General features: G+C 53.5%; 12 protein-coding genes. 8 read left to right on the top strand and 4 right to left on the bottom strand.

The window, feature by feature from the left end; translation table 11 throughout:
* Positions 1 to 105: 105 nt before the first annotated feature.
* From Q1Q75_RS07070 to Q1Q75_RS07035, 8 genes are all read left to right on the top strand, one after another.
* A complete protein-coding gene (locus tag Q1Q75_RS07070; protein WP_300668643.1) occupies positions 106 to 1,101 on the top strand; it encodes a TRAP transporter substrate-binding protein in 996 nt (331 codons plus the stop codon).
* Between the two features lie 88 nt (positions 1,102 to 1,189).
* Positions 1,190 to 1,738 carry a TRAP transporter small permease gene (locus Q1Q75_RS07065; protein WP_300668641.1) on the top strand — a complete coding sequence of 183 codons (549 nt, stop codon included), beginning with the start codon at positions 1,190 to 1,192 and terminating at the stop codon, positions 1,736 to 1,738.
* A gap of 12 nt (positions 1,739 to 1,750) precedes the next feature.
* Positions 1,751 to 3,034, top strand: a complete 1,284-nt coding sequence (locus tag Q1Q75_RS07060) for a TRAP transporter large permease (protein ID WP_300668639.1) — start codon at positions 1,751 to 1,753, stop codon at positions 3,032 to 3,034.
* Between the two features lie 79 nt (positions 3,035 to 3,113).
* Positions 3,114 to 3,494, top strand: a complete 381-nt coding sequence (locus Q1Q75_RS07055; RefSeq protein WP_300668638.1) for a RidA family protein — start codon at positions 3,114 to 3,116, stop codon at positions 3,492 to 3,494.
* A 104-nt stretch (positions 3,495 to 3,598) separates the two neighbouring features.
* Positions 3,599 to 4,600, top strand: coding sequence for a D-cysteine desulfhydrase (locus Q1Q75_RS07050; protein ID WP_300668637.1), 1,002 nt, complete (start codon positions 3,599 to 3,601; stop codon positions 4,598 to 4,600).
* 261 nt (positions 4,601 to 4,861) lie between these two features.
* The gene (locus Q1Q75_RS07045) at positions 4,862 to 5,611 is read left to right on the top strand and encodes an amino acid racemase (RefSeq protein ID WP_300668636.1); all 750 of its coding nucleotides are present in this window, start codon (positions 4,862 to 4,864) and stop codon (positions 5,609 to 5,611) included.
* Positions 5,612 to 5,829: 218 nt separating this feature from the next.
* A complete protein-coding gene (locus tag Q1Q75_RS07040) occupies positions 5,830 to 6,486 on the top strand; it encodes a GntR family transcriptional regulator (protein ID WP_300668634.1) in 657 nt (218 codons plus the stop codon).
* Positions 6,487 to 6,698: 212 nt separating this feature from the next.
* Positions 6,699 to 7,319: a GDSL-type esterase/lipase family protein gene (locus Q1Q75_RS07035; protein WP_300668632.1), complete on the top strand. Its 621-nt coding sequence runs from the start codon at positions 6,699 to 6,701 to the stop codon at positions 7,317 to 7,319.
* 218 nt (positions 7,320 to 7,537) lie between these two features.
* Here Q1Q75_RS07035 and Q1Q75_RS07030 read toward each other — a convergent pair whose 3' ends face one another.
* The 4 genes from Q1Q75_RS07030 to Q1Q75_RS07015 all read right to left on the bottom strand — a co-directional run bounded on the left by Q1Q75_RS07030 (position 7,538) and on the right by Q1Q75_RS07015 (position 13,802).
* Positions 7,538 to 8,884 (bottom strand): sodium:alanine symporter family protein, encoded by a 1,347-nt coding sequence (locus Q1Q75_RS07030; protein ID WP_300668630.1) that lies wholly within the window; start codon positions 8,882 to 8,884, stop codon positions 7,538 to 7,540.
* Positions 8,885 to 9,417: 533 nt separating this feature from the next.
* Positions 9,418 to 11,781, bottom strand: coding sequence for an MMPL family transporter (locus Q1Q75_RS07025; protein ID WP_300668629.1), 2,364 nt, complete (start codon positions 11,779 to 11,781; stop codon positions 9,418 to 9,420).
* A gap of 21 nt (positions 11,782 to 11,802) precedes the next feature.
* Positions 11,803 to 13,002 (bottom strand): DUF1302 family protein, encoded by a 1,200-nt coding sequence (locus tag Q1Q75_RS07020; protein ID WP_300668628.1) that lies wholly within the window; start codon positions 13,000 to 13,002, stop codon positions 11,803 to 11,805.
* Positions 12,999 to 13,802 carry an outer membrane lipoprotein-sorting protein gene (locus Q1Q75_RS07015; protein ID WP_300668626.1) on the bottom strand — a complete coding sequence of 268 codons (804 nt, stop codon included), beginning with the start codon at positions 13,800 to 13,802 and terminating at the stop codon, positions 12,999 to 13,001. Before Q1Q75_RS07015 ends, Q1Q75_RS07020 begins: the two co-directional genes overlap by 4 nt.
* Between the last annotated feature and the right edge of the window lie 225 nt (positions 13,803 to 14,027).

The raw sequence follows: 14,027 nt of genomic DNA, 5'->3' as shown, positions 1-14,027 counted from the left end.
GTTCTTTGAAGGTGCTAATTGTTGACATTTAAAACGTATAACTTTTGTTCTGGCGCTCAACAAGGAGGATGGAACTTGTTGCAACAACGACGTTAGGAGGAAGAGATGTTCAGGAAACTTTGTATTACCGCCATCGCAGTTCTCGCTATGGTGATGACCGTTCAGGGTGCATCCGCCAAGCAGATTATCCGTGTGGGTATGGGCGACGCTCCCGATTCGGACCAGGGCTATGGCGCACGCTTTTTTAAGCAGCTTGTCGAGTCTGAATCCAACGGAGACATCGAAGTGCAGCTGTTCCCCGGGGGCCAGCTTGGAACGGAAACTGAGATGCTCCAGAATGCCCGTCGTGGGACTCTGGATCTCTGCTACATAGGGATTGGCAACGCCGTTCCTTTCGTCAAAGAGCTCGGGACCCTCACCATGCCTTACCTGATCGAAGACCACTACGATGCGATCAAGGCAACAACTGGCGGTTTGGGTTCTCACTGGAATCAGCTCTGCATCAAGAAGGGTGGTTTTCGCATCCTGCACTGGGGTTACTCCAGTTTTCGTTTCATGACCAACTCCAAGCGTCCCGTGAATAAGCTTGCAGATGTGAAGGGCATGAAAATTCGTATCCCCCAGAACAAGATTCTCATGGCTACCTATAAAGCATGGGGAGCCAACCCTGTTCCCATGGCATGGTCTGAAACCTTTACCGCTCTTCAGCAGGGTGTTGTGGATGGTCAGGACAACCCTTATATCGTAAACTACACCTCCAAGTTTGCGGAAGTTCAGGATTACCTGACTGAGGTTCACTACCAGTATTCACTGCAGCCCATGATTGTGGGTGAGCGTTCCTGGAAAAAGTGGGATGACCGTACCAAGGAGATCCTGCAGCGCGCTGCTCTGGAGACCCAGCAGTACTGGATCGCCTACCAGATCCTGGAAGCAGCCAAAGCCAAAGAAGGCATGATCAAAGACGGTGTTGAGGTCAGCGTTCTTCAGGATGAAGCAAAATGGAAGCAACTTGCCATCGATAAAGTATGGCCTGAGTACTACGATTTCATCGGCGGAAAAGAGAACCTCGATATGGTTGTCAAGGCCCTTGGAAAGAAGTAGTCGTTGATTAAAAGGTGCGGCGAGGGTCGGTTAGACGAGGATCGACTTTCGCCGCGCACCCAGCCACCGGGTGAGGAGACTAAACCCCATGTTTGTGAAGCATTTGCTAAAATTCCTTGATAACTTTGAAAGCTATGTGTGCCAATTATTGCTTAGCTTTTTTGTTATCATTCTATTTCTCCAGATTGCTCTTCGAGTTTGTTTTAATTATGTGATTCCTTGGAGCGAGGAAATCTCACGATTTGCTTTTGTCTGGTTTGTTTTTTTCGGGGCTGCTTATGCTGCCCGACTGGCTGCTCACAACCGTGTGATGCTTCAGTTTAAGGTCCTTCCCAAGATCTGTGAGGACGTTGCCATGATCGTGACCGATGTTATCTGGGTCGTGTTCAACCTGGTGATGATTAAAAAGAGTATCGAGGTGATTCAAGATTTGACTGAATTCCCCTTTATGTCTCCGGCTCTTGAGTGGTCCATGGCTTATGTTTATTGGATTTTTCCCATCAGCTTTGGTTTGATGACTATCCGAGTTATTCAGGTGGATATCATGAAGTATATTCTTAAGATCGAACTCAAGGATGTGGATTCCGTCGATCTTGAAGAAACCAAACAATTGATTTCTGATTCAGATCAGTCTTAGGAGGACTTGGACATGTCGGCTGCAAGTATTCTGTTCATTTCTTTCGGTGCTCTTCTTTTAATGGGTGCACCCATCACTGTCTCCCTCGGTGTGGCGGCCATGGCGGCCTTCTTCACCGTGGGGCAGGACCTCTCGACTCTGGTCCAGGTCGCCTTTTCGTCGGTTAACCAGTTTCCCATCATGGCCCTTCCGGCCTTTGTGCTCTCCGGGGCGTTGATGGAAAGCGCCGGTATTTCGAGGCGTCTGGTTAAGGTTGCCGAATCCATGGTGGGCACGCTTGACAGTGGGCTCGCAATTTCTACCACCCTGGCGTGTATCTTTTTTGGTGCCATCTCTGGCTCCGGTCCGGCCACCACAGCCGCTGTGGGTATGCTGATGATTCCGGCCATGATCAAGCGCGGGTACGATCCCGGCTACGCCTCTGCTGCCACCGCCGCCTCAGGGGGTGTAGGGATCATTATTCCTCCCAGTATTCCCATGGTTATTTACGGCGTCACGGCTCAGGAATCCATTACTGAGATGTTTATGGCGGGTGTTGTGCCAGGCCTTCTCATCGGTTTTGGCCTGATTCTGGTTCACCTGTTTCGCTGCCGTGGCAAGGGTTACGGCAAGGGCATGCCTCCTCTTTCTATGCGGCATGTTGGCGTTACGATGAAAGAGGGCTTCTGGTCCATTATGGCTCCCGTGGTTATTCTCGGCGGAATTTATTCCGGCTTGTTTACCCCGACGGAGTCGGCGATTGTTGCTATTTTCTATACCCTGTTTGTCGGGATCTTCATCTATAAAGAGCTGACCCTTAAAGGGCTGATGAATTCACTTGAGACCACCAGCTGGCTCACCGGCCGTGTTTTGGTTATTCTGTTCACCGCTTATGCTTTCGGGCGTCTTCTGGTGCAGTACCGCATTCCTGACATGATTGCCGAGCAGCTTCTCGCTCTGACCTCAGATGTCCACTTGATCTGGCTTCTGGTTGTTATTTTTCTCCTTTTTATGGGGATGTTCATGGAGACCCTGGCCATTATCATGCTGGTCACACCGGTTCTTCTTCCCATTATGACAAGCCTCGGCGTGGATCCTATCCACTTCGGTATGGTCCTGGTCTGCTGCTGCGGTGTTGGTTTCTCCACCCCGCCCCTGGGTGAGAACATGTTCATCGCTTCCGGTATCGGAGGGGTGAGTCTTGAGGAAATATCTCTCAAGGCCCTGCCGTTCTGTGCCGTAACCATCGGCGCGATTCTCCTGATGGCATACTTTCCCAGTATTGTCATGTGGCTGCCTCGAACCATGGGCTTCTAATTGATCTGAGTTTTAAATTTGATATCTTGCGCCAATCAAGATCGGCGCTTATACATAACGTGTAATATGGAGTGAAATAATGAGTAAAAAAGCAATCCATACCGACAATGCACCTGCGGCTGTCGGCCCATATTCCCAGGCTGTGGTAGCAGGCGGCCTCCTCTTTACCTCTGGTCAGCTTCCCATTGATCCTGCCACAGGCAAAATGCCTGAGGGATCTATTGAGGTACGCGCCCACGCCTCGTTTAAAAACTTGGCGGCTATTGCCAAAGAGGCAGGGACTTCCCTTGCAAAAGCAGTAAAGACCACTGTATACTTGGCAAACATTGCTGATTTTCAGGCGGTGAACGCTGTCTATGCGGAATATTTCCCTGAGCCCTTCCCCGCACGCAGCGCCTTTCAGGTGGCTGCACTGCCTCTGGGCGCCGATATTGAAGTGGAAGCTATTATCGCACTTTAGTAGATTGAGTTTCGGGCGATGGTGATTTCCACCTCGCCCGATTGACGGACCTTGCAGATAGATCCGGTTAATATTCATTACTTATAGTAAGGACTTAAAGAACAATGAATTTCACTAAATTCCCCCGTCGTGGTTACCTCCAGGGTCAGACCCCTATCGAACCCATGAAAAACTTGAGCAAAGCCCTCGGCGGCAAAGTGAACCTTTTCATCAAGCGTGACGACTTGCTCCCCGGAGCAGGTGGTGGTAACAAAACCCGTAAGCTTGATTTCTGCATTGCCGACGCCATCGCAAAGGGTGCCGACACCATTATTACTTGTGGTGCTATTCAGTCCAACCATTGCCGTCTGACTGCTTCCTGGGCAGCCAAAGAAGGCATGGATTGCCACCTTGTTCTTGAAGAGCGTGTTAAAGGTTCTTACAAAGCAGATGCCAGTGGTAACAACTTCCTTTTCGAGCTGCTCGGTGTGAAAACCAAGCGTGTTGTCTCAGCGGGTTCCGACATGATGGCTGAAATGGAAAAAACAGCAGCAGAACTCAAAGCTGCCGGTAAAAAACCTTACATCGTTCCCGGTGGTGCTTCTAACCCCATCGGCGCCATGGGTTATGCCGCATGTGCCGAAGAGATGATGGATCAGCTGAACACCATGGGTCTTTCCATTGACCATGTGGTTGTTCCTTCTGGTTCTGCCGGTACCCATGCTGGTATGGTTGTCGGTATGGTTGGCACCAACGCGGGCATTCCCATTCACGGCATCGATGTATCCAAGCCTGCAGCCGATCAGGAGCCTAATGTTTACAAGCTGGCCCAGGAGACTGCTGAGCTGCTCGGCATCAAAGGCGGCATTGAGCGTGACGCTGTTAAGTGCTACGGCGAGTACGTAGGCCCCGGATACTCCGTACCCTCCGATGCCATGGTAGAAGCGGTGAAGCTCTTCGCTGGTGAAGAAGCGATTCTCCTCGACCCCGTCTATACCGGTAAAGTTGCAGCGGGTCTCATCGGCCTTGTACGTAATGGTGCCTTCCCCGAAGGTTCCAACGTTCTGTTCCTGCACACCGGCGGTTCTCCCGCACTTTACGCATACCTGGATACATTCCGTGCGTAAGCTTTAGGAACGCACCTCGCTGATTTTTCGGTGTAGCCTGTGCTTCCTGCCGGGGTGGCCTTGTGCCATCCCGGCTTTTTTAGTTTATGAAGACGTCGAATGTGTTGAAAAAAACGTCAGGCATCTCCATTGGGCTATCCGCTCGAAGTGATGCCGCGACAGGGCGACCCTGTTCCCCTTGATGAATACAGGACCGGGTCATTAAGGACGATGTGGTGCCGGAATCTCAAGCCATGAGGTGTCCGGCCATTGGGAGACGATATGGAAAATACGTGTCAGCAGACTGGAACGGAAAAAATACCGGGAATTCTCGGTGGGATGGGTCCGGAAGCCACCGTGGATTTGATGAGTCGAATCATTGCGTTGACCCCCGCCTCAGATGATATTGACCACCTGAGATGTATCGTGGACAACAACCCCAAGGTGCCCTCACGGATGAAGGCCATTATCGACGGAGATGGCGAAGACCCCGGGGCCTGTATGGCCGATATGGGCAAACGACTTGAGGTCTGGGGTGCGGATTTTCTTGTGATCCCCTGCAACACGGCCCATCATTACTATTACGATGTGGCCCATGCCGTAAAGATCCCTGTGGTGCACCTGATTGATCTGGTGGTGGAGACGGTGGTGTCTCAAAATCCTGGCATTAAGCAGGCGGGCGTTCTTGCCTCGACGGCTGTTCTTATTACAAAATTGTATGAGACCCGATTCGCCGCAAGGGGAGTTGAGGTCGTGTATCCGGATGCACCGGTTCAGGATACGCTTCTGGGAGTGATTCGCCGTGTGAAAGCCGGAGAGACCGGAGAGGCAGTAAGAAAAGATTTTGCAGAGATTTGTTCCCATCTGGAAGCAAAGGGTGCAGAGATTGGCATCCTCGGATGCACGGAGTTGGGGATTATCGGAGATAATCTACCCATTCACAGTGTGGATGCGGCTGATGTGCTGGCGCGGGAGATTGTGGCGGTTGCCAGAGATGGTAAAATGCCTCATACTGAAGCATCTGCACCTTGACAAAGATTGCTGTACGAAATAAATATGGGTGTATTTGTAATTAAGTTTAATGTGAGTTGTCTTGCCTTGGCTGATCATTCCAATCACCTCTACCGTACGTACAGTCTTTAATGGCTAAGGTAATCCGTCCGTACGGGTTATTTATTCGGGGGGTCGGCATTGCGCAGGACCCCTTTGATTTGCTTTACCTTTGATTTTGATTGGTAGGAGATAAAACCTTGGACAACAATGTATCTTCGATGAAGTCCCTTGTGGCTTATGAAAAGATTCGTGATATTATTCTTACGGGTGTTAAGTTGCCCGGCACCCGGCTCGTGCTGTCGGATCTTGAAACGGAGTTGGGTATCGGCAGAGGCCCCATTCGAGAGGCTCTCATGAGGCTCGACCGTTCCGGTCTGGTAAAGAATATTCCTTATAAGGGGGCCGTGGTTGCCAGCCCTCCTTCGCGCAAGGAAATCTCCATTATTTTCGACATTCGTGTTGATTTGGAGGCTCAACTTGCCGTTGAGGCGATTCATAATATCACCCCAGAAAAAATTTCTGAATTAGAAGAGCTGCACAGCCGAATGGCCTGTGTGGATGCTGATTTTTATACCCTGGACCGACAGTTTCATAGAACCATCTATGAGGCCTCCAAGCTTCCTCACCTGTGTACCATTGTGTATAAGCTCATTGAATCTGTCGAGACCTTCCTCAATCTGTATCGCCAGGAGATCACCGACTGCCATAAATTTTCTTTTGAGCACGGTCAGATTCTTGCCGCTATTAAGGCCAAGGATGAAGAGCGGGTTCGTACGGTGGTTCAAAATAACATCCGCAGCGGCCTTGAAGTCGTGGAACGTTCTTTTTCCCGCCTTATTCGCCAGCCTGTATAGAGATATCCTTTCAGAGAATCGTACCATGATGGGATGTCGTGTGCCTGCCAATCAGAGATCTTGGGCCGGAACAGTGGCTCAAGGCGGCATCGCATGGTTGTTGAACGTTGACTCTCCGTATCGGTTTGTTGCTGTTTGTGGACCCGATTGATTGGTCGACCGCTCCCCTTCCTTATAGGGATTGGGCGGATTCCTTTTGAATCGAGGAGCGTATGGACAAGCGCATCATCATAGCGGGTATCGTTCTTCTGCTCATCGCGGGCGGGGTTCTCTGTCGTTCCCAGGCCCCTTCGTTTATTCGTAATGCCCCCCCTTCCAAACCGACCCTCGTCGCTTTCGGTGACAGCCTGACCTTCGGTACCGGTGGCGGTCAGAACGGCTCTTATCCTTCCCAACTTTCCGTTCGGCTCGGCCGTGAGGTCATTAATCTGGGGGTCCCTGGCGACACAACGGAAAGTGCCATCGTAAGGCTCGATGATGTGGTGATGTATGATCCCGGTGTCGTGTTGATTACCCTTGGGGGCAACGATTTCAAAAATGGGGTCGAGTCGCAGGTGACCTTTCAGAATTTAGAGATCATTATTGGCTTTCTTCAGGCAGAGGGGGCCATGGTGATTCTGGGGGGGATTGATCTTCCGTTCTGGGGCCAAGATTTCACGCGAGGGTATCAGAAGACGGCAGACAAAATGGGGGCGGTGCTGGTGCCCAATATCTATCATGGGATCATGGGCGAACCAGCCCTCATGGCTGACCGGATTCATCCCAATGGCCGTGGGTACAGTAAAATGGCAGATCATTTTTTTAAAGCGTTGAAACCCTACCTCAAGCAGTAACCCTACCTCAAGCAGTAACCCTACCTTAACGTCATCCTGTCCTCTGTCGCATTCCCCGGATTTTTTCATTTCACCACCCCGTCCTTTTCGTCCTCTCTCTAATTCTTTTCAGGGGCAGGCGCGGCCTGTTTTAATCAAAAAAACCGCCCTGATGGAAACCGGGCGGTTTTTAAAAAAAGTGAGACGTCTGGCCCGAAGATGTCTCGGGCCTTGTTTCTTTACTGTTTGTAGTGATTTTTAAAGTAGTCTTTTGTTTCACTCACGATGACAGGTGTCAGGGCCAGCAGAGCGATGAGGTTGGGGAAGGCCATGAGGCCGTTAAAGATATCGGCTAAGGTCCACACCAGATTGAGCTTGAGGGTGGCGCCGATGCCGACGAAGATGACGAAGACCACACGGTAGGGCATGATGGCTTTTTCGCCGAAGAGGTATTCAATGGATTTTTCACCGTAGTAGCACCAGCCGAGGATGGTGGAATAGGCAAAAAGGATCAGGCCGATGGTGACGATGAGGCCCCCTCCGGGGAGGGCTTGCTGAAAGGCAAAGGTGGTCAGTTCCGCCCCGTTTTTACCACAGGACCAGGCCCCGGTGATGATGAGTACCAAGCCGGTCATGGTGCAGACGATGAGGGTGTCAATAAAGGTCTGGGTCATGGAGACCAGGGCCTGGGTAACCGAGTGTTTGGTCTGAGCGGCTGCTGCCGCAATGGGCGCGCTGCCGAGGCCGGATTCATTGGAGAAGACCCCGCGAGCCACACCCATACGGATGGCGAGCATGACGCCTGCACCGGCGAAACCGCCCGTGGCCGCTGTGGGGTTAAAGGCCTGGGTGAAGATGAGACTCAGGGCTGCGGGAATGGCTCCTGCATTCATGACGAGGATGACGAGGGAGCCAAGCACGTAAAAGACAATCATGATGGGCACCAGCACGCTGGTGACTTTACCGATGCTCTTGATGCCGCCGATGACCACGAGCCCGACAAAGATCATGAGGATCACGCCGGTGACGCCCACAGGAATGTTAAAGGTGGCATGCACCGCGTCAGCCACGGAGTTGGATTGGACCATGTTGCCGATACCAAAGGCCGCAATGGAAGCAAAGAGGGCAAAGAGAACCCCCATCCATTTCCATCCGAGGCCGGTGGTGATGTAGTACATGGGACCACCGCACATGTTGCCGTTTTCATCTTTTTCGCGATATTTAACGGCCAGAACAGCTTCGGCGTATTTGGTGGCCATCCCCACCAGGCCGGTCACCCACATCCAGAACATGGCTCCAGGGCCACCCATGGCGATGGCAGTGGCCACGCCGGCAATGTTACCGGTACCCACGGTGGCGGACAGGGCTGTCATCAGCGCCTGGAAGTGGGAGATATCGCCCTCTCCTTCGTCTCCATCCTCTTTCCGTTTGATCAGTGCCAGATAGAGTGAGTGAAGCAGGGTGGTGAATTGAATTCCTCGAAGGGAGATGGTTAGCCACAGTCCTGTCCCTACGAGAAGAACAAGAAGGGGGACGCCCCAGATGATGCTGTCAATTTTATCCAATAATCCTATAAAACTCTCCATAAAACTCCTCCAGTGGTGATGTAGTGTTGCCTGTATGCTCTGGCGGTGCCTCCCGCCCAAAGTCTAACATGCCTTAGCTGTGGCATGATCACAACATGTAGAAAGATAAAGAAGATATCTTGCCGGGCTGTGGTGATTCTTAACTTCCTGTATGGAAAAGGAATAAATAAGCCGGAAAGGGGATGATACTGAATGGTGTTAAGTGGGGGATGAGAAAGACCAATGTGACAGGGATGTTCTAATGAGAAACGGAAATTAGTAGATCACGATTTGAATAATTTATCAATATTAGCTTTGAAATGTGAGGATATTCATAGAGAAGTCAGGCGGTGGCGTGGCGTTGGTTTAGGGCTAATGCTTCGGGACTGGCTGTTGTTGGTCCCTTTTTTGGGTGAGGGGTGCGAGACATTGCGGATGCGCTTTGCTCCCATGTCACGGCGTCGCCGCAGGCGAAGACGGATCGCTTGTCGCGCCGTAGTCCATTGACGTTGATTAAGGGCTTGGCCCCCGGCAGCAGCGCCGGGGGCTTTTTTTTACGCAGCCTGGCACTTGGGTTGGGAATCGGTTGGGGTCTCCTTCCCGAAGGGTTTTATTTTCAGCAGAAGGACCGGCGTGACGAAGAGGTCTGCGGCCAGGGCCGTCATGATACCGATGCCCGTGAGAAATCCTAAGTGAACGTAGACCTTGGCAACCGAGGTGGTATAAACCGAAAAATTGGCGGTGATGATCACCGAGGTCATGCAGATGGCCACCCCGATGGTGTTGAAAGTGCGCCGGATGCTGGTCTCGTAGTTGCCCGTTCTCTGGAATTCCAGGCGGCAGTGGTTGATGAAGTGGATGGTGTCGTCAACAGCAAGGCCTAAGAGCATGGGCATGATGGTGATGGTCATCATATCCAGGGGGATGTCGCTCCACCCCATGAGACCGCCGATGGCCATGGCTGGGGCGATGTTGGGGATCATGGCGATCAGGCCGATCTTGACGCTGCCGAAGACCACCATCATGAGCAGGGTGACCACCCCTAAGGCGATGGCAAAGGAGATGAGCTGGCCCTTGGAGACAATGGTCTGCATAAAGGTGAACTTGGCGATGGAGCCGGCCAGGCCGATGGTGGCATCGGGGAAAAGGCTCTGGGCACGTGCTTTAAGGGTTTCCAGCTCTCGTTTTGCCTTTGCTGAGTTGTAATCCCCCATCTCGATCTGCATGCGGAGGCGCTGGTAGTCGTAGTCCACCCATTTCTCCGCCTCGGCCCCGCCGGCGTTTTCATAGAGCAGAAGGAGCTGGGCCACCATCTGCCGATTTTCCGGGATGGTATGGTAGGCGTCGTCTCCGCTGTGGAGGGAGCGGTTCATGTCCTTGATGATGGGGATGAGGGAGGTGACACGTTTGGTGAGCTCATACCCTTCGGCCTCCTGGATAAGGGCCGCAAAGGTGTCCAGGTTGGACGGCTCCTTGGCATCCCCTGCCTCGGGGAAGGTGACGGTGAGGTCGTAGGAGTAGAGGGATCCCACCTTGGAGTTGGCCACGTGGAAGATCTTTTCCACGTAGGGGATTTTCAGGCCGAAGCTTTTGATGATGTCAAAGGAGACCTCAAAGCGGTGAAGGCCTGCACTGCAGAGTATGAAGATGCTCATAAAGGCGACGGCCATGGCCGTGGGCCGGGCAAGGACTTTGCTGCTGAGGCCGTTGAGCAGTGCCGTGGTGTGACCCTGGGCTTTGCTTTTTTTGGGCTTGCGGTCTTTGCCGAAGCTCAGCACCGAGGGGATGAGCACCAGGGTGAGGAGAAAGGTGATGCCCACCAGTGTCGAGGCCGTGGAGCCCGACCACCGGATGGTCCGTACCGGGACGAAGTGAAAGGAAAGCAGAGCCCCGATGGTGGTGAGGGCCGTGAACAAAAGGGGCCAGCCGCACTCGGACACGGCGAAAAAGACCGCATCCCGTCGTTTCCCGGTCTCTGCCATGTGGCGGTTGAAGAAGCCGAAGAGGTGGATGGCGTAGCCGATGGCCACGGCAAGGCCCAGGTAGATGGGCACAAGGATCATGGAGGGATCGATTTTAACCCCCAGGTACCCCTGGATGCCGAAGGTGATGATAATGCTGGAAACCGCGATGAGCATGGGGAGCATCACCCCGGTGAGGGTCCGAATGGCCAGGCCCAGGACGATGACGGTGGCGATGATGGAAAGGCCCATGTTCCGGACGGTCTCTTTTTTGAAAAAGGCGGTTTTGTCAAAGGCGAGGACGGGCAGCCCCGCCCCCTTGGGGTTCAGAGACGCATATGTTGCCTGGCCGATGATTTTGCTGGCGATGGTGCCTGCGGCGATATCCGGTCCGATGTTCTCTGCGTTTCGCCATTTTTCGGGGTAGGTTTTCATGCGCAGGAGGATCCAGGTCTGGCGCGAGTCATCGGAGACGATGCGGTTGACAAAAAGCTCCCGCGCCAGGGCCTTTGCACGGATGGCTTCCAATTTTTCGAGGCTTTGGGGCACCGGGTCGGGGACCAGATCCGAGATGGAGAGCCCTCCTTCGTTTCCTTGGGTGAACTCGCAGTCAGTGATGGAGAGCACGTCATCGGAAAAGGGGACCTTGGCCTTGAGCTCTGCTCCGAGTTGCCGGATCAAGGAGAGCACCTCCGGGGTGAACACATCCTCCACCTCCACGAGCACGGCCACGTACTCGTTGTTGCCGAAGATGGATTTGAACTCGTCGTCGGCCATTTTCATGGGGTCATTTTCCAGGAACCAGTTGTCCCACGAGGTGTCGAATTGGATGTGCTTCATGCCAGTAACGCAAAAGCCTGTGACGAGGAAAAAAAGAAGGATATTGATCCATCTCAGGCGGACGATGGTCTCCGCCATGCGGTGGAACGCGTGATTGATTTTGATGAGGTTGAGCATGGCATAGTCTCCTGAGATTTTTTAAAAACTGTACTTGGCTTTCACCCAGACCTGGGTGTTGTCTTTGTAGCGGCCATACATGCCGCTCCGGGTGCCTGCAAAGAGGTCTGACCCGGCCATGGCGTGGAAGCCGTCCGTGATTTCATAGTCCGCTTCGAAGCGGTTGAAGAGGTCCTGATCATTGAGGGTGAGGTAACCCATGTTGGAGAGCTCCAGTTTTTCTCGGAAGAGCTTTTTGGCGACCCGCAGGGTGAGAAGGCCTCTGGTTTCGTCTTGGAGGGTGTCTCCGTTGTGTCCGACGATGTGCTCTCCTAAGGCCTGAACGCTAAACGTCCAGTTCTCCCCTGGGTACCAGTCGCAGCCTGCAAGGGCTTTAATAAGCGGCTTTTCTACATCCGGTGTTCCTTGCTCTGCGGCGGGGAACGAGCCGTCGGAGAACCAGGCCGCCTCTCCCCGGATCACCAGGGAGCCTAAGGGGACCGAGGCCGTCATGCCCGCAAAGGAGGTGCGCCGGTAGCCGAAGGGGTCGGGGTCGGTGCCTGGGGCGATTTGAGCGGTCAGGTCGTTCCAGAGCCGAGCCCAGGAGAAGGTGAGGTCTACCCCGGGAAGGAACCAGCTCGCCCGAACCCCCACTTCGCCATTTTCGAGCGTTTTGTCCGGCTCGGTGGGGGTGGGTTTGGGACCTGTAGCCACGCGCCATGGGCTGTCCGTTTCGGGGAGCTTCGCTGGCTGGAAAAAGGGAATAAGGACGGTTTCAACGGTCAGGTCGCCCGAGCCTGTGTACCGGAGGTTCACGGCGTCTATGGGCATGCGGATCTCATCCAAATCCCGGGTGGCGTACTCGGTGATGTCAGAGGGGCAGAGGACATCGGTCACCTGGAGGCCGTCTGCGTTGCCCCAGATGATGATCTGCCTGCCTGCTCGCACATCCCAGCCGTCTCCCGCATAATCCAGATACCCCTCATGGAGCCGGACCTCAGAAGACGCCTCGCCGAGGTGGTTTTCCGAGGCGTTCACCGAGGCAAAAAAGGAGGCCTCGTCCCGGCTGCCTAAAGCCTCCAGCCTCAGCCTCGTCTCCGAGGCGAGGAATTCGCGGGGGGATTTCACCTGGACGGCATGGCGGGTTTCTAAGTACCCGGCAAAGGGCAGGGGCCCTGCTCCTGAGGGTACCGCGGCCAGGCCTATCACGCATGCGGCAACGGCCAGAGGGAACACCTTCATCGACGCAGCCCCCTGGACAGAGCGTTGACCTTGAATTGGCTCTCTTTCAATCCGGTGTCATAGCGCACCTCACGAAAGGTCATGAGGGTCTTGTGGTGTTCCACGTGGTTTTCCATGTGCATGGCCGTGACGGTCCAGATCCCCTCGATGTTCTTAACGGTGTCGACGGCGTAGGTTTTTAAATGCCCGTCTTTGTCGTAGTAGTCGGTTTTTAAGGGCAGGTATTTCTCCGTGTCGATCCAGTTGATTTTTTTGGTGTACATGTCGGTGGGATCCACAGGTACGGATTCCACCACCCAGCAGGGAGTCTTCCCGAGTGACTCTTCCCGCAGGAGGCGGTGGGTGTCTTCGTCCACATTCCTGTCCCCCATGTCGTCGTAGGTGAAGTCGGTGCCCATAAAGTAGTCGTTGGTGGCGTCACCGCTGATACGCCGCGTATTTCGTAAGGCGGGCATGTAGAGCCACCGGTCGTCGTCCTTGTCCGGGTCATCGTAATCCCAGCTTAAAAAGGCGGTGCCCGCTACATCTGCAGGTTTTTTAAAACGCATGAGTTTTCGGGCGTCTTTGCCATCATCTTTTCGCCAGGAGATCACCTGACGAACACGTTCTCGTCCCCTCCGGTTAATCAGGACCATGGAGAGTTCGGCGATGCGGTCGTCCCCATCGGGGCGGTCGTTCACCCTCACCATGATGTCCCGTCCGGACATGTCGTCGGCATGCACCCAGGACAAGGGGAGGAGGATACCGATAAGGAGAATGCTGAGAGCGATCGTGAGTTGTCTGGCGCTGAGTCTGTTCATCCGGCTACCTTGATTTATTTTGCGATCAAAAGAAAGTTAGGGAAGACAAAAAATCGATCCAGAAAAAGTCTTAACAGGTCTTAAAAATGCCCGTCAATACGCGGCCCCATGATATGTCGTTTTGGGGTATCAAAACGTCTTATGGGGGTATTGGACCCAAGGCTTCGGCCCTGGCCGGTGGCGTTTCATGGCGTGGTTTTAGAGCCCATCCAGGGTCATGGCATG

Source organism: Desulfoluna sp. (assembly GCF_030145185.1).
Classification (GTDB): Bacteria; Desulfobacterota; Desulfobacteria; order Desulfobacterales; family Desulfolunaceae; genus Desulfoluna.
The sequence above is the reverse complement of the archived record's forward strand: the minus strand, read 5'-3'. Positions and strand labels throughout refer to the sequence as shown.